This window comes from Pseudarthrobacter sulfonivorans (assembly GCF_031454915.1).
In the GTDB taxonomy this organism is placed as follows: domain Bacteria; phylum Actinomycetota; class Actinomycetes; order Actinomycetales; family Micrococcaceae; genus Arthrobacter; species Arthrobacter sulfonivorans_C.
On record NZ_JAVDRS010000005.1, the window covers coordinates 81,356 to 103,786 of the forward strand.

Below are 22,431 nucleotides of genomic sequence, written 5' to 3' on the forward strand. Positions count from 1 at the left end.
CCGTTCCTGGCCCGTTTCGGGCGGAATGCCGGGCAAAGTCCCAGGCGCCCTTCATCAAGAGGAGAACATCCACCATGGCACGCACCGCCTCCCTGTCCGGATTCCCCGAGTGGCTTCCCGAGGAGCGGCTGGTGGAGCTGCATGTGCTGGACACCCTGCGCAAGGTTTTTGAGCTGCACGGTTTCGCGTCCATCGAGACGCGCGCCGTGGAAACTGTTGGCCAGCTGCTTCGCAAAGGTGAGATCGACAAGGAGGTCTACGGCCTCAGCAGGCTCCAGGATGACGAGGCTGACTCATCAGATGCAGCCAAAGCGGGAAAGTCCGATCCGCATGCCCTCGCTCTGCACTTCGACCTCACAGTGCCCTTTGCCCGCTATGTAGTGGAGAACGCCGGCTACCTCGCGTTCCCCTTCCGGCGCTACCAGATCCAGAAAGTCTGGCGAGGCGAACGCCCGCAGGAAGGCCGGGCCAGGGAATTCACGCAGGCCGACATCGATGTGGTGGGAGACGGCGAGCTGCCCTTCCGCTATGACGTGGAGATTGCCCTGGTCATTGCCGAGGCGCTGAGCGCCCTTCCCATTCCGGACTTCCGCCTCCGCATCAACAACCGCAAACTCGCCGAGGGCTTCTACCGCGGCATTGGCCTGGACGATACCGCCGGCGTGCTCCGCAGCATCGACAAGCTGGAAAAGATCGGCCCCGTCAAGGTCGCGGAACTGCTGAAGACCGAGCTCGGGGCAACCGACGAGCAGGCGCAGCTGGCGCTGAAGCTGGCCGGAATCCGCACCGCAGACACCTCCTTTGTGAACCAGGTCCGAGCCCTCGGCGTGTCCAATGACCTGCTCGAGGAGGGCCTGAACGAACTGGAGCAGGTCATCGAGGCCGCCGTACAGCGTGCGCCGGGGAAGGTGGTGGCCGATCTCAGCATCGCCCGCGGCCTGGACTACTACACAGGCACCGTCGTGGAGACCGTCCTGGTGGGCCACGAGCAGCTCGGCTCCATCTGCTCAGGTGGCCGCTACGATGCCCTGGCATCGAAGGGCAACCGCAAGTTCCCCGGCGTCGGGCTGTCCATCGGCGTCACCCGCCTGGTGTCCCGCATCCTCAGCCAGGACCTGGCCAAGGCTTCCCGGTCCGTGCCCACCGCGGTGCTGGTTGCGCTGACCAACGATGACAGCTGGGGTGCCGCGCAGGATGTCGCTGCCCAGCTCCGCAGCCGCGGCATCGCCACCGAAGTGGCGGCCAAGGCAGAGAAATTTGGCAAGCAGATCAAGTTCGCGGACCGCCGCGGCATCCCGTTCGTCTGGTTCACCGACGACGACGGCAATCACCAGGTCAAGGACATCAGGTCCGGAGACCAGGCCGCGGCCGATCCCGAACTGTGGACACCGCCGTCGGAGGATCTCCACGTTCAGGTCAAAACGGCGGCAGCCCTGCCGGCCTGACCGGCTCAGGCCTGCGGCGACAGGGTCCGGAGGTGGCCTTCGCGGGGTACTTCGACACGGACCCGCCGCAGTCCAGGTCTCTTTCGCTGGTCTGCGGGCCCAAAGTGCCCCTCGACGGTGGACCGCATGGCCGGCCGCGGTGCTAGCGGCGAAGGCGGAGCACCACCCAGCGTCCTGCCACACCCAAAGCCAGGACCGCGGCCATCCCCAGCACCGAGGTGGGCGGCAGCGTGAACGCCAGCAGCAGGCAGCTGATCAACCCGGCCACGTTCAACCACCTCGGCGCATGGTACGGGTGTTCATCCAGTGTGTACGCTGCAGCATTGGTGACGGCGTAATAGATCAGCACGCCGAAGCTGGAGAAGCCCACCACGGTCATCACCTCGGTGGTCAGGAGCAGCAGGATCACGACGGCGGCCACCGCCAGTTCCGCCACGAACGGCACCGTGTGGCTGCCGCCCACCCGGGCCAGCGGTGCGGGCAGGTCCCGCTCCCGGGCCATGGCCAACGCAGTCCTGCCCACGCCGGTGATGAGCGCCAGCAGTGCTCCAAGGCACGCCGCCGCCGCACCGGCCTGAACCAGCGGCGCACCGGCGGCAAGTTGTGAATTGACGACGGCGTCGAGCAGCGGAACCGTGCTGGCCGCCAGCTGGCCGTCCGGCAAGTGGCTTTGCAGCAGCAGTGCCAGTCCCAGATAGATGGCAAAGGCGGCGCCCAGCGCTGCCAGGATGGCGCGGGGAATAGTCCTGGCTGGGTCCTTGACCTCCTCGCCGAGGGTGGCGATTCGCGCGTAGCCGGCAAACGCGAAGAACATCAGCCCGGCGGCGGGCAGAACGCCACCGATGCCACCCGCGACGGCGCTGCCAGCGCCTGGGGCAGTGCCGGGGAGTGTGCTGCCGCCAGCCGCTGTGCCGGACGGATGCGGCCCGATGATGGCGGCCACGGCCACGAACACCAGGGTGGCAAGCACCACGCACAGCAGGATCCGGGTGAGCAGGGCCGTGCGTGTGATGCCGAAGAGATTGACCGCGGTCAGCGCCACTACGGCTGCAACGGCAACCGGCACGGCGTAGTCCGAGGCGACGTAATGGCCGAAGGTGAGGGCCATGGCGGCACAGGACGCAGTCTTGCCGCTGACAAACCCCCAGCCCGCCAGGAATCCGGGCCATTCACCCAGCCGCTCCCGGCCATACACATACGTACCGCCGCTGGCTGGATAACGCGCCGCCAATTCGGCCGACGCCACGGCGTTACAGTAGGCCACAGCGCCTGCAAGCAGAACGGCCAGGACCAGGAAGTTTCCGGCCAGGCCTGCTGCCGGAGCGAAGACCACAAAGACGCCGGCGCCAAGCATTGAGCCGAGTCCGATTGAAGTGGCGTCAAACACGCCAAGCCTCCGCTGAAGCTGCCGGTGCGGGTTCATGGGGGAGCAGGGCCTTTCCAGCGGGTAAACTCAGACGGGATTGTTCCCGGAATGATCCTATGCATCTTTAGTCTTGAGTTTTCCCTGCTGTCTCTTTCAGAAAGGTGTGCTGTGCTGCGCACACATGACCTCGGATCCCTTCGCTCCGAGCACATTGGACAAACCGTAACCCTGGCTGGCTGGGTTGGCCGCCGTCGCGATCACGGTGGTGTTGCATTCGTGGATCTCCGCGATGCATCCGGCGTGGCCCAGGTTGTGGTCCGTGAAGAAGAGGTCTTCCACGGTCTGCGCAACGAGTACGTCCTGCAGGTGACCGGCACCGTCTCCCAGCGTCCCGAGGGCAACGAGAACCCCGCCCTGGCCACCGGCACCATCGAGGTCATGGCGGACAAGGTGGTCATCCTGAACACCGCCGACCCGCTGCCGTTCCAGATCGACGAGCACGTCGAGGTGGGGGAGGAAGCCCGCCTGAAGCACCGCTACCTGGACCTGCGCCGCCCCGGCCCCGCCCGCAACCTCCGGCTGCGCTCCGAAGCCAACAGGATTGCCCGCGAATTGCTTCACCAGGACGGCTTCGTCGAGATCGAGACACCCACGCTGACGCGTTCGACGCCGGAAGGCGCCCGTGACTTCGTGGTCCCCGCACGCCTGGCCCCGGGTTCCTGGTACGCACTGCCGCAGTCCCCGCAGCTTTTCAAGCAGCTCCTGCAGGTGGGTGGCTTCGAGAAGTACTACCAGATCGCGCGCTGCTACCGCGATGAGGACTTCCGCGCCGACCGCCAGCCGGAATTCACCCAGCTGGACATCGAAGCCAGCTTCGTGGACCAGGACGACATCATCGCCCTCGGCGAAAACATCGTCAAGGCACTGTGGAAGCTGATCGACGTCGAGATCCCCACCCCCATCCAGCGCATCACCTACGCGGACGCGATGGCACGGTACGGTTCGGACAAGCCCGACCTCCGCTTCGGCGTGGAGCTGACCGAGCTCACCGAATTCTTCAAAGACACCAACTTCGGCGTCTTCAAGGCTCCGTATGTCGGTGCTGTAGTGATGCCCGGCGGTGCTTCCCAGCCCCGCCGCACCCTGGACGGCTGGCAGGAGTTTGCCAAGCAGCGGGGCCACAAGGGCCTGGCCTACGTCCTCTTCAAGGAAGACGGAGAACTGGCAGGTCCGGTTGCCAAGAACCTGACCGACACCGAGCGTGCCGGCCTGGCCGACGCCGTGGGCGCCAAGCCCGGCGACTGCATCTTCTTCGCCGCCGGTGAGAAGTCTGCGGCCCGTGCTCTCCTCGGTGCCGCCCGGGTGGAGATCGGCCACCGCACAGGCCTGATCGACCCCAGCGCCTGGGCCTTCTGCTGGGTGGTGGACGCGCCGATGTTCGAGCCCGCCGCCGCTGCAGTTGCCTCCGGTGATGTGGCCGTTGGTGCCGGCTCCTGGACGGCTGTCCACCACGCCTTCACTTCGCCCAAGCCGGAGTTCATGGACTCGTTCGACAAGGATCCTGAATCGGCCCTGTCCTATGCCTATGACATCGTCTGCAACGGCAACGAAATCGGTGGCGGCTCCATCCGTATCCATGAGCGCGACGTCCAGGAACGCGTGTTCGAACTGATGGGCCTGGACCGGGCAGACGCCCAGACAAAGTTCGGGTTCCTGCTTGAAGGCTTCAAGTTCGGTGCCCCGCCCCACGGCGGCATCGCCTTCGGCTGGGACCGTGTTGTGGCACTCCTGGCCGGCGTTGAGTCCATCCGCGACGTTATCGCGTTCCCGAAGACCGGCAACGGCTATGACCCGCTGACCCAGGCTCCGGCGCCCATCACGGCGCAGCAGCGCAAGGAAGCCGGCGTGGACTTCAAGCCGCAGGCTAAAGCCGAAGAGCCCAAAAAGGCCGAGTAATTCAGGCAGAGCACCGGCGGGGCCCCCGGTTTGGACTGGACCAGTCCAAACCGGGGGCCTTTCGCATCGGAAGAATGACATGACAGCTCCTGCTCTGCGGGACCTTGAATCGCTGATGGACGCCGCCTGGCCTGCACCGGACCGCTCCGAGTCCAACGGCTGGGTGCTGCGTGCGGCGGAGGGCGTGACGCAGCGCGCCAACTCGGTCTGGCCGCGCGAGCCGGGAAGCGATCCACACGCACAGTACGCGGCGCTCCGGGAGGCGAGGCTTTGGTACCGGGACCGCCGGCTACCGCTGATTTTCCAGCTGTTCGATGATCCCCGCACCGCCGGACTGCATTCCGTCCTGGACGCGGGCGGTTTCACCCGGCAATCCGAAACCCTGGTGATGTGGCATAACGCCGGGGCAAAACCAGCGAGCGCGGACAGTGCCGTGCCACATCCGCTCGTGCCAGAATCTCACGCACCGGAATCCGGCGTCGAACTTTCCACCGAACCGTCGCCCGAGTGGCTGGAACTGTGGTGGCAGGTGGACGGCCGCGGCGGCCCCGCCGAGCTTGCCGCCGCCCGCGGCATTCTGACCGGCTGCCCGTCGGTATTTGCGTTGGTGCGGTCCGACGACGGCGTTCCCGCCGCCGTCGGGCGGCTCGCCCTTCCTGCCGAGAAGCCCGCCGTTCCTGTCCACACGTCAGCTGCTCCAGGCGGGGCGGCAGGCGGCTGGGGCGGGCTGTACTGCATGGCCACCAGGCCGGATGCCCGGCGCCGCGGCCATGCCCGCGGGATCCTGCAGGCTCTTCTGAACGAGGGCGCAGCCCGCCAGCTGGCCGGATACTGGCTGCTGGTCACCGCCGCGAACTCCGGAGCCCAGCAGCTCTACGCCGCCGCGGGATTCAGCGAAGCCGGCCGCTACCTCTACCGGCAGGACCGGCCGAAGCGGCACCTGACAGGCTGCTGAGAGGTCCAGCCGCCGCCCCGGTCTGAGGTAACGAGGGGTCACTTTTCGCCCTATAAATCTCCGATATCTGGCGAAAAGTGACCCCGCGTTGGAAGAGGAAGGGAGTCTATAGTTGAAGCTTCAATAAAAAGCGGCTAGGATGAATCCATGACTCAAACACTTGGCCTGCCCCCGGTTCTCTTTCTCAGCCACGGTGCGCCGCCGCTTGCCGACGACGCCACCTGGACCCGGCAGCTGCACGACTGGTCGGGCACGTTCACGAAGCCCAAGGACATCCTGATGGTGTCCGCGCACTGGGAAAACGCACCGGTCACGCTCAGTGCCACCCAGCGGGATCCGGGCCTTGTTTATGACTTTGGCGGCTTCGCGCAGAAGTACTATGACGTCACCTACGACGCACCGCAGGCTCCGGGGCTCGCCACCGAAGTGGAGCGCCTGGTGGCCGTCCACGGCCACCACGTCGAGCGCGACGAGAGCCGGGGACTCGACCACGGCGCCTACGTGCCGCTCAAGGAGATGTTCCCGGACGCCGATGTGCCGGTCGTCCAGATGTCCATGCCCACGCTCGATCCGCAGGGCCTGTTCAACCTCGGCATGACGCTGGCACCGCTGCGCGAACGCGGCACCCTCATTGTCGGTTCAGGGTTCACGACGCACAATCTGCGCTGGTTCAACCCGGCAGGCGGCCCGGACAGCGCTCCGCCGGCGGCCTCGAGCGAGTTTGACCACTGGGCGGAAGAAGCCATGGCGCGCGGCGATGTCGATGCCATCCTGGATTTCCTGAACAAAGCCCCGGCCGCCCGGCAGGCGCACCCGCGCAGCGAGCACTGGGCGCCGCTGTACGTGGCGCTCGGCGCGGCCTATGGCTCCGGCGAACTGCATGCGAAGACTGCAATCGAAGGGTTCTGGTACGGATTGTCGAAGCGCTCCTGGACCCTGACCTAAGAACCAGGTCCTGACCTGCGGACCACGTCCAAAGGCGCTGTTCCGTGCGCCAGTTATGGGGCGTCGGCAACCTGGATCCGCACGGCGCAGACATCCCCGGCGGCTTTCTTCATAACAGTGCTGTTGGGGTCTGCCACATCCAGGAAAGCCAGCCGGGCGGCCGAGGCGTAGGGCCTCATGGCGGGATTGTCCATGACCAGGCCCGCAAGGGTCCGGTCGCCGCCGGGGGCAAGGTACTCGATCAGGTGGCCGCGGAAGATTGCTGCTGCGTGGGCCGCCACCTTTTCCACCAGCTCATCGGCCTGGTTGGCTCGGCGGCGGGCGAACCGTTGCTGCGACTGGCCGCCGACGGCGGACCGGGACTGTACGTACGCGGACCCGGTCTTGGACGCCAGCACGCTGCCTTCTTTCGCCACGGCCACCGCAAAGCCACCGCGCCGCACCAGCACCAGCCCCACAGTCCGGGGCTGGGCGGCCACGGATGCCAGGCGCTCCAACGGATCGGCGCCGCGTCCCGGGCGCCCGTCAGTTGGCCACGGAGCCTGGAGCAGGGCGATGGTGCCGTCGGCTGCTGCAAGCCGCACGCCGTCGTCGTCGTCGCTGAGCCGGAAGCCGCCGTGCGCGGCGCCGAAGCGCTCTGCCCACCCGGCGAGCCGGGACGCAGGAACGAAAGCGGTCCGAACGGATCCTGCGCGGCCGGACGCCGCACGGACTGATCCCGTACGGCTAACGCCGTCGGTGTTGCGTGCGGTCATGGCTGGTCCCTTGTGAACATACGGATTTGTGGCGCCGAACTATGAGTAGCCTATCTATGTGGATGATCTCTTCGGCCAAGGGCCCGGCAATGACGACGACGGCAGTGACGAAACGCCGTCAGCCGGGGGTTCGGCGACCGGCAGGAACACCCAGCCCCGCAGCCCGCTGGCAGTCAGGATGCGGCCGCGAACCCTGGATGACGTGGTGGGCCAGCAACACCTGTTGGGCCAGGGCTCACCGCTGCGGCAACTCGCGGCAGGCACCGACGCCGTGGGCCCCGCCGGCCCCGCCTCGCTGATTCTCTGGGGACCCCCAGGGACCGGCAAGACCACGCTCGCCCACGTGATCGCCAAGGGGAAAGGGCGGAAGTTCGTGGAACTGTCCGCGATCACCGCGGGTGTCAAGGACGTGCGGCGCGTAATGGACGATGCGCTGACGGCACGGGACCTCTATAAGACCACCACCGTGCTGTTCCTGGACGAGATCCACCGGTTCAACAAGGCGCAGCAGGATGCGCTGCTGCCCGGGGTGGAGAACCGCTGGGTGGTGCTCGTGGCGGCTACCACGGAGAACCCGTCCTTTTCAGTGGTCTCGCCGCTGCTGTCCCGGTCGCTCCTGCTGACGTTGAAACCGCTGACGGACGCGGACATCGAAGGGCTTTTGCAGCGCGCAGTGACGGACGAGCGGGGCCTGAACGGAAAGGTGGAGCTCAGCGCCGAGGCGTTGGGCCACCTCGTCAGGCTGTCCGGCGGTGACGCCCGGCGTGCCCTTACCGCCTTGGAAGCCGCCGCGGGCGTGGCATTCGGTGACGCCGACGACGCCGATACCGACTCGCCGGTCAACGTTGAGCTCAAACACACAGAACGTGCTTTGGACGTGGCCGCCGTGCGCTACGACCGGGCCGGTGACCAGCACTACGACGTAGCCAGCGCCTTCATCAAGTCAGTCCGCGGCTCCGACGTGGACGCCGCCCTGCACTACCTCGCCAGGATGCTCGAGGCGGGGGAGGACCCCCGCTTCATTGCCCGGCGCATTGTGATTTCCGCCGCAGAGGACGTGGGCATGGCCGACCCCACCGCGTTGCAGACGGCAGTCGCCGCAGCCCAAGCCGTGCAGCTGATCGGGATGCCGGAAGGCCGGATCGTGCTGGCCGAGGCGGTGGTGCACCTCGCCACCGCGCCGAAGTCGAATGCCGCGTACATGGGCATCAACAAGGCCATCGCGGACGTCAGGGCAGGCCTGGGCAACGGGATTCCGGCGCACCTGCGCGATTCGCACTACCCGGGTTCGAAGCAACTCGGCCACGGCAAGGGGTACAAATACGCCCACGACGCTCCGCATTCGGTAGCCAGCCAGCAGTACCCGCCGGACGATCTGGTGGGCCGGGACTACTACGAGCCCACGGCCAACGGCGCGGAGCGGGACATTGCCGTGCGCCTGGAGCGCCTGCGGAAGATCATCCGCGGCACCTGAGCCGCGCAGTACCTGGCGGGGGCGAATGGGGGATTGCAGGGCAATCCTGCTAAGATGGTTCGTTGTCTGGCAAGGCGCGGACGCAAACTCCCCAACCTTCAGTATTTTCTCTGTTCAGTTTGGGGTAGTCCTGTGCCCAGTAGCAAAAGGCAGCGGTTGGCCGATGCTCTCCATCGTGGAGGCCAGTAACACTGACACACCGCAGATATTGGAAGGACACAAGTGGCTAACAACACTCGTGCTCGCCGTACAGCACGCCTCTCGCGTGCACTCGGCATTGCTCTGACCCCCAAGGCCGCCAAGTACATGGAGCGCCGCCCGTACGGCCCCGGTGAGCATGGCCGTGCCCGCAAGAAGCAGGACTCCGACTACGCCGTACGTCTGCGCGAAAAGCAGCGTCTGCGCGCCCAGTACGGCATCCGCGAAGCCCAGATGACCCGTGCCTTCGAAGAAGCACGCCGCACCAAGGGCCTGACCGGTGAAAACCTGATCGAACTGCTCGAAATGCGTCTCGACGCCCTCGTGCTGCGTGCCGGCTTCGCCCGCACCATCGCCCAGGCCCGCCAGCTGGTTGTGCACCGCCACATCATGGTTGACGGCATCCGCGTTGACCGCCCGTCCTTCCGCGTCGGCGAGGGCCAGCTGGTCCACGTCCACAGCCGCAGCGAAACCATGGTTCCGCTCCAGGTTGCAGCAGCCGGCGCGCACCGCGACGTCCTGCCCCAGGTTCCGGCCTACCTGGACGTCAAGCTTGACGCCCTGCAGGCACGCCTGGTCCGTCGCCCGAAGCGATCCGAGGTTCCCGTAACCTGCGAAGAGCAGCTCGTCGTCGAATTCTACGCACGCTAAATCCCAGCAGCGTATACAAAGAAGCCCGTGGCAAGCGCCACGGGCTTCTTTGTATGTAAGGTACTTGGGGGACATCTGCGGAACGCATTTAGGCAGCGTGCGCGGTGGGAAAAGATCCACGTCAGTTTCAAGGAGATGAACGTCTATGTCTGGTGGCGATATTGCCGGCCTGATCGCGGCCGGGGTGTTTGCGGTCCTGGTGCTGCTGCTGGCCGTACCGATCCTGAAGCTGGGCAGCGTCCTGGAAGAAATACGGACGTCCATCCGATCCATCAGCGACGGCGCCACGCCCCTGATGGACGAGGTCACCGCCACGGTCTCCACCACCAACCAGCAGCTGAAGAAAGTGGACGGCATCGCCTCCAACGTTTCTGATGCTTCGGCGAACCTCTCTGCGTTGTCCTCCCTCGTTGCGGCGACGGTGGGCTCACCGCTGATCAAGGTGGCAGCCTTCAGCTACGGCGTGCGAACCGCCCTCGCCAACCGCAAAAAGCCCGCGGCCGGCCGCCGCAGCCGCTAAGCGACGGAAGAACAGAACATGAAACGACTTGTCTGGATGGGAATCGGCGTCGCGATCGGAGTCATCGCGTTCCGAAAGGTCACCGAAGCCCAATCGAACCTGGGGCCCGAGGGCCTGAACAGGGCAGTGGGCCGGCTGGCCGACGGCCTCTACGACTTCGCGGACGCTGTCCGGTCCGGAATGCACGAGCGGGAGGCGGACCTCCGCACCGCCCTCGGCGTCGAATCCCCGGCCGCGCCATCGCAGGTCGCAGCCCGGCGCTAAGTGCACGGGAAACGCGCGAGAATTAAACCAGCAGATCCGCTTGCCGGAACTGCCGTCTGAATCAAACCGTCACGCACCTGAAACGCGTGATCCAAGAAGGGTATGTAAACAGCTCATGAAGTCGCAGGAGATCACAAAGCGCTGGGTGGACTTTTTTGTCAGCAAAGGCCACACCGCGGTTCCCTCCGCCTCGCTGGTCTCCAGCGACCCCTCCTTGCTGTTCACCGTTGCCGGAATGGTTCCGTTCATTCCGTACCTGACTGCCCGCGAAGAAGCCCCGTACTCCCGCGCCACGAGCATCCAGAAATGCATCCGCACCGGCGACATCGAGGAAGTGGGCAAGACCGCCCGCCACGGCACGTTCTTCCAGATGTGCGGCAACTTCTCCTTCGGCGATTACTTCAAGGAAGACGCGATCAAGTACGCCTGGGAACTGCTCACCAAGAGCGTGGACGACGGCGGCTACGGCCTGCCGCCGGAGCTGCTGTGGGTCACCGTTTACCAGGACGACGACGAAGCCCGTGACCTGTGGCTGAAGAATACCGGTGTCCCGTCCGAGCGGATCCAGCGCATGGGCAAGGCGGACAACTACTGGCACACCGGCCAGCCTGGACCCGCAGGGCCCTGCTCGGAAATTTACTACGACCGCGGCCCCGCCTACGGCGTTGAAGGCGGCCCGCTCGCGGACGAGAACCGCTATGTCGAAATCTGGAACCTCGTCTTTATGCAGTACCAGATCGACAATGTCCGCTCCAAGGACGACTTCGATATCGTGGGCGAACTGCCCAAGAAGAACATCGACACCGGCCTGGGCATGGAACGCCTCGCCATGATCCTGCAGGGCGTCGAGAACATGTACGAGACCGACCAGGTCCGTCCCGTGATCGACAAGGCAGCCGAGCTGTCAGGCCGGGAGTACACCTCCGCTGAAACCGCGGACGATCCCCACCACACCGATGACGTCCGGATGCGCGTTGTGGGCGACCACATCCGCTCCGCACTGATGCTGATCGCCGACGGCGTCACGCCGTCGAATGAGGGCCGCGGCTACGTCCTGCGCCGCCTCATCCGCCGCGCCGTGCGCTCGATGCGCCTGCTCGGCGTCGAAAAAGCCTGCCTGCCGGACCTGCTGCCGGCCTCACGCGATGCCATGAAGGGCGTCTACCCGGTTGTGGAGACGGACTTCGACCGCATCAGCCGGATCGCCTACGCCGAAGAGCGCGCCTTCCTGCGCACCATCGCCTCGGGCACCGCCCGCCTTGAGGACGCCGTGACGGTGTCCAAGGCCGCCGGCGCACCGCTGTCCGGTGCCGACGCGTTCGCCCTGCACGACACCTACGGCTTCCCGATCGACCTCACCCTCGAAATGGCTGAGGAAGCCGGGCTTAAGGTGGACGAGGCCGGATTCCGCGCGCTCATGCTTGAACAGCGCCAGCGCGCCCAGGCAGATGCCAAGGGCAAGAAAGGCGGCCACGCCGACCTCAGCGCCTACCAGGAAATGCTGGGTGAAGGCGAGACCGTCTTCACCGGCTATGAAGAGCTCGACGGCGATGCCCGCGTCCGCGGTATCCTCAGCAGCGGCCAGCGGGTCGCCCACGCCGCTACCGGAGACGAAATTGAGCTCGTCCTCAATGAGACCCCGTTCTACGCCGAGGCCGGTGGCCAGTCCGCTGACACCGGCCTCATCACCGGTGACGGCTTCGTCGTCGAGGTCCTGGACGTCCAGCGCCCTGTCAAGGGCCTGAGCGTGCACAAGGCGATCGTCCGCGAAGGCGAGATCTCCTCCGACGCCCTGGTGCGCGCCGCCGTCGACCGTGAACGCCGCCATGCCGCGGAGCAGGCGCACACCGGCACGCACATCGTGCACGCCGCGCTGCACCAGATCCTCGGCCCGCAGGCCACCCAGCGCGGTTCCTACAACAAGGCCGGCTACCTGCGCTTCGACTTCGCCTGGGGCGAGGGGCTGAGTACCGCCACACGCTCGGAAATCGAAGAAGTGTCCAACCTCGCCATCCGCAACAACTTCCGGGTAGACACCAAGGTCATGGGGCTGGCCGAGGCCAAGGCCCTGGGCGCCATGGCGCTGTTTGGCGAAAACTACGGCAGCGAAGTCCGTGTTGTGGAGATCGACGGTGCGTGGTCGCGTGAACTGTGCGGCGGCACGCACGTTGCCAACACCTCCCTGATCGGCAGCCTGTCGCTGCTGGGCGAGCAGTCGGTGGGCTCAGGCAACCGCCGCGTCGAAGCCTTCGTGGGTATGGACGCCTTCCGGCATCTCGCGGCCGAGCGCGCCCTGGTGACCGAACTGACTGAAATGCTCAAAGTACCGTCCGGCCAGCTCGCCGACAGGATCGCCAGCACGCTGAACAAGCTCAAGGCCACGGAGAAGGAACTGGACCGCCTCCGCAAGGAACAGCTCACAGCTGCGGCAGCCAACCTCGTGGGCACCGCCCAGGACGCCGCCGGCATCCGCGTCATCGCGCACGACGCCGGCCAGATCGGTGGGGCGGACGACGTCCGCAACCTTGCCCTTGACCTGCGCAACCGGCTCGGGTCGGAAGCCTCCACCGTGGCAGTGGCCGGAGTCAGCAACGACCGTCCAATGATCCTGGTGGCCACCAATGAGGCCGCCAGGGAAGCCGGCGTGAAAGCCGGTGCCCTGGTGCGGCTCGCGGCCGGAATCCTCGGCGGCGGCGGTGGCGGCAAGGATGACGTCGCACAGGGTGGCGGCACGGATGCTGCCAAGGTCGCCCCGGCGCTTGCCGCCGTCGTGGACGCCATTTCCCGGCGCTAGTCCCACATGACAGAACCCGATGCAGCCGTGCACTACCCCCAGGGCATCAAACTGGGGGTAGATGTGGGCACCGTCCGAGTGGGATTGGCCATCTGCGACCGGGATGCGATCCTGGCCACGCCGTACAAGACCCTCGACCGGAACGTGAAGAAGAATTCCGACGTGCGGGTGATCGCCTCACTCGCGCAGGAGCTCGGCGCAGTGCAGGTCTTCGTAGGACTGCCACGCACCATGAAGGGTGAGGAACACGCCTCTGCCCGGATGGCGACGGACTACGCGGAGCTGCTGGTGGCGGAGCTGGCCGGCCGTGGCCTCGATGTTCCCGTTAACCTCGTTGACGAGCGCCTCAGCAGCGTCACGGCCCACCGTAACCTGCACGAAGCTGGCATGAGCAGCCGGAATCACCGTAAAGTGGTGGATCAGGTTGCAGCGGCAGGTATTCTCCAGCACGCCATCGACATGCAAAAAGCCAGGGGAACGGACGTTGGGAGCCGCGTGAGCGCGCCGCCCCGTCCGCAGCCTACCGGATCAGGCGAGTCAGCCCAGGCTGGCAGTTCCGCCTCCGGAGGCACGTCCCGATCCCAGAACACGGAAGGCTACAGTGAGCCCGTCCAATAACGACGACGCCTCAGGCGCCACCAGCAATGGTGGCACCAGGCCGCTTACCCGAAAAGAGCTCCGCGCGTTGGAGAAGCACACCGAAGACTCCAATGCGGTTCCGGAGCAGGCCTACGAAACCGGTCAGGACCTGCCGGCACCAGCGCAGGAGCCTGAAACTTTCACCGCTCCCTCACCGGAGCACGTTGCGCCATTGGCGCCGGAGCGCGAGCCAGTCATCCCGGTGACGCCGGAGCACCACCCCGGTACGGCTGCCGAATCTGTGCCAGAGTCTGTCCAGGCACTCCAGCCGGCAATGCCCACGCTGCCGGACACCCCGCCGTCCATCCAGGAAACGGCGCCCACCGGGCAGCACTTTTACGCGGACCCCGTTCCGGACGGCCACGCTGACCCTGTTCAGGAGTTCCACGCCGGCCAGGCCGTTGACGGCCAGGATGCCGAGCCCTTCGAGGGGCACCCCACCGGCTACGCCCATGCTGCCGACGGTCACGAGTATCAGGACCCTCACTACGAAGACCAGCACTACGATGCTCACCACTACGAAGAGCCAGGGCACCTCGGGCAGCACCCCGGCGACAGCCATGACGCCCACCCCGACGCCGGCCTGTTCGCCGGAGCAGCCGGGAGTACGGTAGTGACCAAGCCCTCGAAGAAGGTACGGCGCCGGCGCCGTCTCCTGGCACTCTTCCTGACCTTGGTGGTGTTCGTGGCCGCCGTGGCCGTGGGCGCGCAGTTCCTGAAGCCCCTGTTGGGAAGCGACAAGGCGAGTGACTATCCCGGTCCGGGCACCGGCGAAGTCCAGGTTTCCGTCCAGCCGGGTGAAGGCACACGCTCCTTGGCCGTCAAGCTGGAGACGGGGAAAGTGGTTGCTAATGCGGACACGTTCCTCCAGGCATTCACCGCTTCAGGCGGAACTCTCTCGCCGGGGGACTATACCTTCAAGCTGGAAATGAAGAACTCCGACGCTGTCGACGTGCTGCTCGGCCAGGACAAGGCCAAGGTCATTTACTTCGCCCTGAGCGCAGGCCTGCGGATCGATGAATCACTGCAGGCGATTTCCGAAGGATCGGGAATAACAGTTCAGCAACTGAAGGAATTCAGCGACTCCCCGCAGCAGTTCGGGCTGCCCGCCAAGGCCAAGAACCTTGAGGGCTTCCTGCACCCGGGGGAGTACCGGTTCCCCCTCGGTACCCCGGCGAAAGAAATCCTCCAGAGCCTTGTCAAGACCACCAAGGACGAACTTGTAGCGCAGGGGATCACCGATCCCACGAAGCAGTACCAGGCCGTCATTGTGGCCAGCATTGTGCAGGCTGAAGGCGGCCAGGCCGAGTACGGCGACGTTGCCGGAGCAATCTACAACCGGCTCAAGCCCAATGACCAGACCTCCGGCTTCCTGCAGGTTGATTCGGCCGTGACCTACGGCCTGGGGACCAGGAGCTTCAACTTCACCGAGGAGGAGCGCCAGGATAAGTCCAACGTCTACAACACGTACGCCAACCCGGGCCTGCCGCCCGGCCCCATCGGCTCGCCCGGCAAGACTGCTATCGATGCCGCCGCCAAGCCGAAGTCGAATGATTACCTGTACTGGGTCACCATCAACCTGGACACCAAGGAGACCAAGTTCTCCAAGACCCTCGCAGAGCACAACACGTACGTGGAGCAGTACAACACGTGGTGCGAGGCAAACGTGGGCCGCTGCGCATGAGCCCGCGGGCTGCTGTCCTGGGCCATCCGATCAGCCACTCCAAGTCACCTGCACTGCACCTCGCGGCTTACGGCAAGCTGGGCGTGGACATCGAATACACGGCTGTGGACCTGACAGAGCAGGCATTGCCGGCCTTTATGCAGCGGGTACGGAACCAGGAGGGGTGGCGTGGACTCTCAGTGACCATGCCGCTGAAAACCGGCATGGTCGACGAAGTGGACGAAGTCCGCGGTGTGGCCAGCACCCTTGGCGTTGTCAACACTGTCGCCTTTGAAGAAGGCGGTGGCTCCGTCCGGCGGATCGGCTACAACACCGATGTCGCGGGGATCGTCAACGCGGTCCTCAACGCCGGGGTAGTGGCCAGCCCGTCAGCCGTCGTCCTGGGCGGCGGCGGAACGGCAGCGGCCGCCGTTGCCGCGCTCAAGGATCTGGGCACCACCCATGCGCAGGTGTTCGTCCGGGACACGTCCCGGGCCGCCGAAGCACGGGCTGCCGCCGCAGGCCTGGGCCTTGCCATCGACGTCCGGCCCATGACCGAAGCCGCCACTCCTACGGCAAGTGCCGACGTCGTGATTTCCACGCTCCCGCCGCGCGCAGCGGACAGCCTGGCTGCCGAAATCGCCGGACTGGGAACCGGAACCCCTGGCGTCCTGCTCGACGTGGCCTACGATCCCTGGCCCAGCCAGATAGCCACGGTGTGGCAGTCCGGCGGCGGTGCCGTGGTGCCCGGACTGGAAATGCTGCTGTACCAGGCAGTGGAACAAGTGCGTCTGTTCACCGGCCGCGGTGAAGAGGTTAATGCGGCTGTCATAGATGTGATGTGTGACGCAGTAGGCCTTCCCCGACGGGCGATCTAACGGCCAGACATGGCAGGATGGAAATTATGTTGCGTTGGTTGACAGCCGGTGAATCCCATGGTCCGGCTCTGATGGGAATTATTGAAGGCGTCCCTGCCGGTGTTGAAATCACCAGCGGGCAGATCGCCGATTCGCTGGCGCGCCGCCGCCTGGGCTATGGCCGGGGCGCGCGGATGAAGTTTGAGCAGGACGTGGTCACCATTCTCGGCGGTGTCCGCCACGGGCTCACCCAGGGCGGCCCGGTGGCCGTCCAGGTGGCAAACACCGAATGGCCCAAGTGGGAGCAGATCATGGCTGCTGACCCCGTGGATCCCGAGGTCCTCGCCGATCAGGCCCGCAACGCACCGCTGACCCGGCCCCGCCCGGGCCACGCAGACTTCACCGGTATGCAGAAGTATGGTTTCGACGAAGCGCGTCCGGTCCTGGAACGCGCCAGCGCCCGGGAAACCGCAACCCGCGTGGCCATGGGTACCGTGGCGTCCCAGTTCCTCAAGCAACTGGGGATCGAGCTGGTCAGCCATACAGTTTCCATCGCCAGCGTGACCGTTCCCGAAGGCCGTCCGCTGCCTGTTCCGGCAAACGTGATCGCCCTCGACGCAGATCCGTTGCGCTGCTTTGACCGGGAGACCTCCGACGCCATGGTGGCCGAGGTTGACGCCGCACACAAGGAAGGCGAAACCCTGGGTGGCGTGGTGGAAGTCCTCGCCTACGGCCTGCCGCCGGGACTGGGAAGCTACGTCCACTGGGACCGCCGGCTTGATTCACGTCTCGCGGCCGCCCTGATGGGCATCCAGGCAATCAAGGGCGTGGAAGTTGGCGACGGGTTCCTGACGGCTGCCCGCCGTGGCTCGGCGGCCCACGACGAGATCGTCAAGGACTCCGACGGCAAGATCATCCGGACGTCCAACCGTGCAGGTGGCATCGAAGGCGGCATGAGCATCGGAGATGTCCTGCGCGTCCGTGCCGCCATGAAGCCGATCGCTACGGTGCCCCGTGCCCTGCGCACTGTCGACGTCAGCACGGGGGAGCCTGCCAAGGCCCACCACCAGCGTTCCGACGTCTGTGCCGTGCCGGCCGCAGGCGTTGTTGCCGAGGCGATGGTGGCGCTGGTCCTCGCTGAAGCCGTCACTGAAAAGTTTGGCGGCGACTCCGTGGCGGAGACCGCACGCAATATCAAGGGTTACCTGGACAACATTCCGGCATCCCTGGACTCGATCGGCCAGTAGTGCCCCGGGGCAGCAAAACCGGTGTGCCGGGTAACCGGCCCATCGTCCTGATCGGGCCAATGGCAGTGGGCAAGTCCGCCATTGCGCACGAGCTGGCCAAGCGCCTGGACGTCCCGTATGTCGATACGGACGGCCTGATCGTGGAGGCGCATGGGAGCATCCCGTCCATCTTTGCCGGGCGCGGTGAGCATGCCTTCCGGGAGATCGAAGCCCGGACCGTTGCCGGCGCGGTAGAGCATGCGGAAGTCACTCCCAGCATCATTTCCCTGGGCGGCGGCGCCGTGCTGGACTCCGGAACGCAGCAGATCCTGAGCCGTTGCACCGTGGTGTACCTGGAATGCGATGCGGAAACCGTTGCATCGCGGATCGCCCGGAACTCTGGCCGGCCGCTGCTGGCCGGCGATGCCATGGCCCGCTGGTCCGCCCTCTTCGCCACCAGAAAACCCGTTTACGAAAGGCTGGCCGACCTGGTCATGGACGTCCGCCACGGCTCGATCACCGAGCTCGGACACCGGCTTGAACTTGCGCTGCGTGAGTACGCAGCCGCCAAACAGGAAGTTGAAAATTGAGCGTCGATTCAACAGTCATCAAGGTCACCGGTGAATCCGCGGGACAGAATTACGACGTCGTCGTGGGCCGTGGCCTGCTGGGTGACCTTCCCGCCCTGCTGGGCGAACGGGTCCGCCGGGTGCTGGTCATCCACCCCCGGGCATTGCGCCTCACCGGCGATACCGTCCGTGACGAACTGGCGGCCGCCGGGTTTACCTCGCTGACTGCGGAAATCCCGGATGCCGAAGAGGGCAAGCACGTCCAGGTCGCCGCCTTCTGCTGGCAGGTACTGGGCCAGAACGACTTCACCCGCTCTGACGCCATTGTGGCAGTAGGCGGTGGCGCCGTCACCGACCTCGCCGGCTTTGTGGCAGCCACATGGCTCCGTGGCGTGAAGGTCATCCACATGCCCACCAGCCTGCTGGGCATGGTGGACGCTTCGGTGGGCGGAAAGACCGGCATCAACACGGCAGAAGGCAAGAACCTAGTGGGCTCCTTCCACCCGCCGGCCGGAGTGCTGGTGGACCTGGACACCCTGAACACCTTGCCCCGTAACGAGATCATTTCCGGCATGGCCGAAGTCATCAAGTGCGGCTTCATCGCGGACCCGGCCATCCTGGAGCTCGTGGAAAAGGACACCGCAGCCGCCACAGATCCCGGGTCGGACGTCCTGCGGGAGCTCATCGAGCGCGCCATCGCTGTCAAAGCGAAAGTGGTCTCGGAAGACCTCAAGGAATCCGGGCTGCGCGAGATCCTGAACTACGGCCACACACTGGGCCACGCCATTGAGCTGGTGGAGCGCTACTCCTGGCGGCACGGTGCGGCCGTATCTGTCGGCATGATGTTTGCAGCTGAACTCGCCCGCAGTGTAGGCCGCCTCAGCGACGCCGACGCCGACCGCCACCGCAGCATCCTCGAGACCCTGGGGCTCCCGGTCACGTACCGGAAGGACCGCTGGCAGGGCCTGCTGGACGGCATGCGCAGGGACAAGAAGTCACGCGGAGACCTGCTCCGCTTTGTGGTCCTCGACGGCATTGCCAAGCCGGGCATCCTCGATGTTCCGGACACGTCGCTGCTCTTTGCCGCCTACCAGGAAATCGCCTCCTGATGCAGGGCGACGTGGCAGGCACCAGCGACTGGCCCGAGGCCGGCTTCCCGGGTGTCCGGATCAATCCGGTGTCCCTGCTGCCCGAGATTGTCAACGACGACGCCTGCCGGGCTGCCCTTGCACAGTCCACCGACCCCGCAGACAGCATCTTTGTCCTGATCGTGGAAGGACATGCCGCCGAGGCCGCCGAACAGCTGGCGGAAGCGCGGTTCAGGGACCCCGAATCCTTCCGGCTGAGGGCTTTCGAGGCCGAGGTGCTGCGGGTATCACACCGTCCCGACCGCGCACTGGAGCTGTTCAGGCAGTTGCTCGCGGAAGTCCACGGAACCGACCGTGAAGCCCTCGTCCTGCAGTACATGGGAAAGGTCCAGTACACGGCCGGCCACATTGCCGCAGCGGTGGAGGCCTTTGCCCGGGCCCTGGATCTCCGCGTGGCCCAGTCTGCCGACGCCGCCCAGATCTACTCGTCCACAGTGGCTCTCCAGCGGGCCCGGGACGTCCTGGACCTTGCCTGCTGAGCAGCGATCCGCCACGGGACGCAAGCCGTTCCTGTTTTACCGGTAGAATAGTTCTTGGATTTTTGACAAACACGCGCTGGCGGGCCATTCGGCCTGGCTGGCCGGCATAGAACGTCTGAGAACTCACCAGACTGACGACACCAAAGGAAACCAGTGGCAACCACTAACGACATCAAGAACGGCACGGTCCTGAAGCTCGAGGGCCAGCTCTGGAACATCATCGAATTCCAACACGTCAAGCCCGGCAAGGGTGGCGCATTTGTCCGGACCAAGATGCGGAACGTTATGTCCGGCAAGGTTGTTGACAAGACGTTCAACGCCGGCCTCAAGATCGAGACCGCCACGGTTGACCGCCGCGACTACCAGTACCTGTACCAGGACGGTGCCGACTTCGTGTTTATGGACACCTCCGACTACGACCAGATCACCGTCTCCGGTGCAACTGTGGGCGACGCCACCAACTTCATGCTGGAAAACCAGATGGTCAACATCGCCATCCACGAAGGCAACCCGCTGTACATCGAACTCCCGCCCAGCGTGGTCCTGGAGATCACCTACACAGAACCCGGCCTGCAGGGCGACCGCTCCTCGGCCGGCACCAAGCCTGCAACCCTGGAAACCGGCTACGAAATCCAGGTACCGCTGTTCGTTGAGAACAACACCAAGGTCAAGGTTGACACCCGCGACGGCAGCTACCTCGGCCGGGTCAGCGAGTAGTGAGCGCACGCGGTAAGGCCCGGAACCGGGCGCTTGATGTACTTTTCGAAGCAGAGCAACGCTCAGTTTCGGCTTTTGACGTGCTTCGGGCCAGGCGGGAAATAACCGACCAGATCGTGAACCCGTACACCCTCGAAATCGTCGAAGGTGTTGTTTCGCAGCAGACCGCCATCGATGAATTCCTGGAGACCTATTCCCAGGGTTGGACCCTGGAGCGCATGCCTTCAGTGGACCGCATCATCCTGCGGATCGGCACCTGGGAGCTGCTCTACAACGATGACGTCCCCGATGGCGTCGCCGTCAGTGAGGCGGTGGCACTGGCCAAAACGCTCTCAACTGATGAGTCGCCGTCGTTCATCAACGGACTCCTGGGACGACTGCAGCAGCTGAAGCCCTCGCTGCTCGCCTGACTCGCGCATCAGCAGGTCCAATGACACGCCAGAGAAGGGACCAGTGACCACCACACGGTGGGCGCTGGTCCTTTCTGCGTGTGGAGTGAGCCTGGGTCAGCCCGCGACGGCGGCACGCAGCGCCAGGATCCGCTGCAGCTGCTGCTGTTCCTCGGCCTGATGAAGCCGGACGTCACGGCCGCTGAGGATCCGCTGCCGGATAAAGGCGAGCTGGGTGGCGGTGTGCAGGAAGGCCTTCATCTGCGGCCGGCGGTGGTAGCCGGCAGCCCAGTGCAAGGCCGTGCGCCTGCCACGCGGCGTTGCCAGCAGTTCCACCTCGGCGGGACTGAACCAGCCGGCAGCCGAATACTCCATGAGCCGTTGGCGCGTGAGCCGGTTTTCCGCGACCCGGAGCAGGATGATCCCCAGCACGGCCAGCACAAAGATCGGCACCTGGATGAGGACGTACTCGGCCAGGAAACCCGCACCCATGCTGTTCCACCGGTTGTGAAGCACCATCGCAGGGACCAGCCCGATGAAGAAGGCGACAACGGAAGCCCCCGAGTGCCACCGCCGGGCGGCGAAACCCATGATGAGGCCGGTGGTGCCCGTAAAAATGGCATGCGCAAACGGGGACATCACGCCGCGGAGCAGAAATACCTGGGCAAGGTCGGACGCCGGGCTGGCGGACCCGGCAATGGCGCGGCCGAAGTAGAGAATATTTTCGGTAAACGCGAAGCCGCCGGCAATGGTGAACGCGAACACCACACCGTCCACCGGGCCGTCGAAGTGTTTCCGCGCCAGCAGCAGGAGCAGCAGCAGGCCCAATGACTTGGCGAACTCCTCCACAATGGGTGCCTGGACGGTGGCCATGTAAGTCTGCAGGTCAGCGGCGTCACTGAATTGGAACGTCAGGGCGAAGAACGGCTGGATCAGGAGTGTGACGGCCACCGACACTGCGGCGCCCCAGGTAAACGCGAAAAAGAGGAGCCGTTTGGGCTCCGGTTCCCAGCGGTCGATCGCATGGACGGTCAGCAGCACGGCTGACAGCGGAATCAGCGAGACCACAAAGCCCACGATGAATCCACCTACGCCGGTGCTTGCCACCAGAAATGGCACCACCAGCAACAGGCTCAAAAAAGCCAGGGCGGCGCCGCCTATCGTCAGGGCCAGCAGGCCGGCGGACCGCATGCCTGCACGGTCCGGGCCGGGCTGCGAAGGCCCCAATGCGGGCAGCGGGGCGGCGTAGGTTCCCGGCGCGGGCCGGTAGTACTCCGGCTCGACCCTGCCCATCCAGGTGGGGTTGGCCTGACCGGGAAAGGGGTCCTGGGGTCCGGCGGGCCCGCCAGGCTGGCCGGGACCCCGCTGATAAGGGTTGGTGGACATACACGAAAGCCTAGTGCCCGGCGCCGATGTGGTAA

21 protein-coding genes are annotated in these 22,431 nt (G+C 65.6%); 18 read left to right on the forward strand and 3 right to left on the reverse strand.

Annotation, left to right across the window (positions count from 1 at the left end):
* Positions 1-74 precede the first annotated feature (74 nt).
* The gene (hisS, locus tag J2808_RS12790) at positions 75-1,445 is read left to right on the forward strand and encodes a histidine--tRNA ligase (protein WP_309816969.1); all 1,371 of its coding nucleotides are present in this window, start codon (positions 75-77) and stop codon (positions 1,443-1,445) included.
* Positions 1,446-1,587: 142 nt separating this feature from the next.
* Here hisS and J2808_RS12795 read toward each other — a convergent pair whose 3' ends face one another.
* Positions 1,588-2,868, reverse strand: coding sequence for an APC family permease (locus J2808_RS12795; protein WP_309816971.1), 1,281 nt, complete (start codon positions 2,866-2,868; stop codon positions 1,588-1,590).
* A 111-nt stretch (positions 2,869-2,979) separates the two neighbouring features.
* On the opposite strand from J2808_RS12795, the gene aspS reads away from it, so the two are divergent.
* From aspS to J2808_RS12810, 3 genes are all read left to right on the forward strand, one after another.
* Positions 2,980-4,767, forward strand: a complete 1,788-nt coding sequence (gene aspS / locus J2808_RS12800; protein WP_309816973.1) for an aspartate--tRNA ligase — start codon at positions 2,980-2,982, stop codon at positions 4,765-4,767.
* A gap of 79 nt (positions 4,768-4,846) precedes the next feature.
* A complete protein-coding gene (locus tag J2808_RS12805; protein WP_309816976.1) occupies positions 4,847-5,722 on the forward strand; it encodes a GNAT family N-acetyltransferase in 876 nt (291 codons plus the stop codon).
* 147 nt (positions 5,723-5,869) lie between these two features.
* Positions 5,870-6,667: a dioxygenase family protein gene (locus J2808_RS12810; protein ID WP_309816979.1), complete on the forward strand. Its 798-nt coding sequence runs from the start codon at positions 5,870-5,872 to the stop codon at positions 6,665-6,667.
* 53 nt (positions 6,668-6,720) lie between these two features.
* Here J2808_RS12810 and J2808_RS12815 read toward each other — a convergent pair whose 3' ends face one another.
* Positions 6,721-7,422, reverse strand: a complete 702-nt coding sequence (locus J2808_RS12815; protein WP_309816981.1) for an acVLRF1 family peptidyl-tRNA hydrolase — start codon at positions 7,420-7,422, stop codon at positions 6,721-6,723.
* 58 nt (positions 7,423-7,480) lie between these two features.
* Here J2808_RS12815 and J2808_RS12820 point away from each other — a divergent pair, with 58 nt between their 5' ends.
* The 14 genes from J2808_RS12820 to nusB all read left to right on the forward strand — a co-directional run bounded on the left by J2808_RS12820 (position 7,481) and on the right by nusB (position 21,031).
* Positions 7,481-8,896: a replication-associated recombination protein A gene (locus tag J2808_RS12820; protein WP_309816986.1), complete on the forward strand. Its 1,416-nt coding sequence runs from the start codon at positions 7,481-7,483 to the stop codon at positions 8,894-8,896.
* Positions 8,897-9,118: 222 nt separating this feature from the next.
* Positions 9,119-9,745 carry a 30S ribosomal protein S4 gene (gene rpsD / locus J2808_RS12825; RefSeq protein ID WP_190988295.1) on the forward strand — a complete coding sequence of 209 codons (627 nt, stop codon included), beginning with the start codon at positions 9,119-9,121 and terminating at the stop codon, positions 9,743-9,745.
* Positions 9,746-9,890: 145 nt separating this feature from the next.
* Entirely contained in the window at positions 9,891-10,265 is a 375-nt protein-coding gene (locus J2808_RS12830; protein ID WP_309816993.1) for a DUF948 domain-containing protein, read from the forward strand.
* An 18-nt stretch (positions 10,266-10,283) separates the two neighbouring features.
* Positions 10,284-10,529 carry a DUF6167 family protein gene (locus tag J2808_RS12835; protein WP_309816995.1) on the forward strand — a complete coding sequence of 82 codons (246 nt, stop codon included), beginning with the start codon at positions 10,284-10,286 and terminating at the stop codon, positions 10,527-10,529.
* A gap of 115 nt (positions 10,530-10,644) precedes the next feature.
* Positions 10,645-13,323 (forward strand): alanine--tRNA ligase, encoded by a 2,679-nt coding sequence (gene alaS, locus J2808_RS12840; protein ID WP_309816998.1) that lies wholly within the window; start codon positions 10,645-10,647, stop codon positions 13,321-13,323.
* A 6-nt stretch (positions 13,324-13,329) separates the two neighbouring features.
* Complete coding sequence (gene ruvX, locus J2808_RS12845; protein WP_309816999.1) at positions 13,330-13,941, forward strand: Holliday junction resolvase RuvX; 612 nt, start codon at positions 13,330-13,332, stop codon at positions 13,939-13,941.
* Positions 13,925-15,646 (forward strand): endolytic transglycosylase MltG, encoded by a 1,722-nt coding sequence (mltG, locus tag J2808_RS12850; RefSeq protein ID WP_309817002.1) that lies wholly within the window; start codon positions 13,925-13,927, stop codon positions 15,644-15,646. Before ruvX ends, mltG begins: the two co-directional genes overlap by 17 nt.
* On the forward strand, positions 15,643-16,503 hold the full coding sequence (locus J2808_RS12855; RefSeq protein ID WP_309817005.1) for a shikimate dehydrogenase: 861 nt from the start codon (positions 15,643-15,645) through the stop codon (positions 16,501-16,503). Before mltG ends, J2808_RS12855 begins: the two co-directional genes overlap by 4 nt.
* 26 nt (positions 16,504-16,529) lie before the next feature.
* Positions 16,530-17,729: a chorismate synthase gene (gene aroC / locus J2808_RS12860; protein WP_309817007.1), complete on the forward strand. Its 1,200-nt coding sequence runs from the start codon at positions 16,530-16,532 to the stop codon at positions 17,727-17,729.
* Positions 17,729-18,298 carry a shikimate kinase gene (locus J2808_RS12865; protein WP_309817009.1) on the forward strand — a complete coding sequence of 190 codons (570 nt, stop codon included), beginning with the start codon at positions 17,729-17,731 and terminating at the stop codon, positions 18,296-18,298. The genes aroC and J2808_RS12865 overlap by 1 nt, the downstream gene beginning before the upstream one ends.
* The gene (gene aroB, locus J2808_RS12870) at positions 18,295-19,386 is read left to right on the forward strand and encodes a 3-dehydroquinate synthase (RefSeq protein ID WP_309817012.1); all 1,092 of its coding nucleotides are present in this window, start codon (positions 18,295-18,297) and stop codon (positions 19,384-19,386) included. Before J2808_RS12865 ends, aroB begins: the two co-directional genes overlap by 4 nt.
* Positions 19,386-19,904: a tetratricopeptide repeat protein gene (locus J2808_RS12875; RefSeq protein ID WP_309817015.1), complete on the forward strand. Its 519-nt coding sequence runs from the start codon at positions 19,386-19,388 to the stop codon at positions 19,902-19,904. Before aroB ends, J2808_RS12875 begins: the two co-directional genes overlap by 1 nt.
* A gap of 153 nt (positions 19,905-20,057) precedes the next feature.
* Positions 20,058-20,621, forward strand: coding sequence for an elongation factor P (gene efp, locus J2808_RS12880; RefSeq protein WP_056079419.1), 564 nt, complete (start codon positions 20,058-20,060; stop codon positions 20,619-20,621).
* A complete protein-coding gene (gene nusB, locus J2808_RS12885; protein ID WP_309817025.1) occupies positions 20,621-21,031 on the forward strand; it encodes a transcription antitermination factor NusB in 411 nt (136 codons plus the stop codon). Before efp ends, nusB begins: the two co-directional genes overlap by 1 nt.
* 96 nt (positions 21,032-21,127) lie before the next feature.
* Here nusB and J2808_RS12890 read toward each other — a convergent pair whose 3' ends face one another.
* The gene (locus J2808_RS12890) at positions 21,128-22,396 is read right to left on the reverse strand and encodes a PrsW family intramembrane metalloprotease (RefSeq protein WP_309817027.1); all 1,269 of its coding nucleotides are present in this window, start codon (positions 22,394-22,396) and stop codon (positions 21,128-21,130) included.
* Positions 22,397-22,431 lie beyond the last annotated feature (35 nt).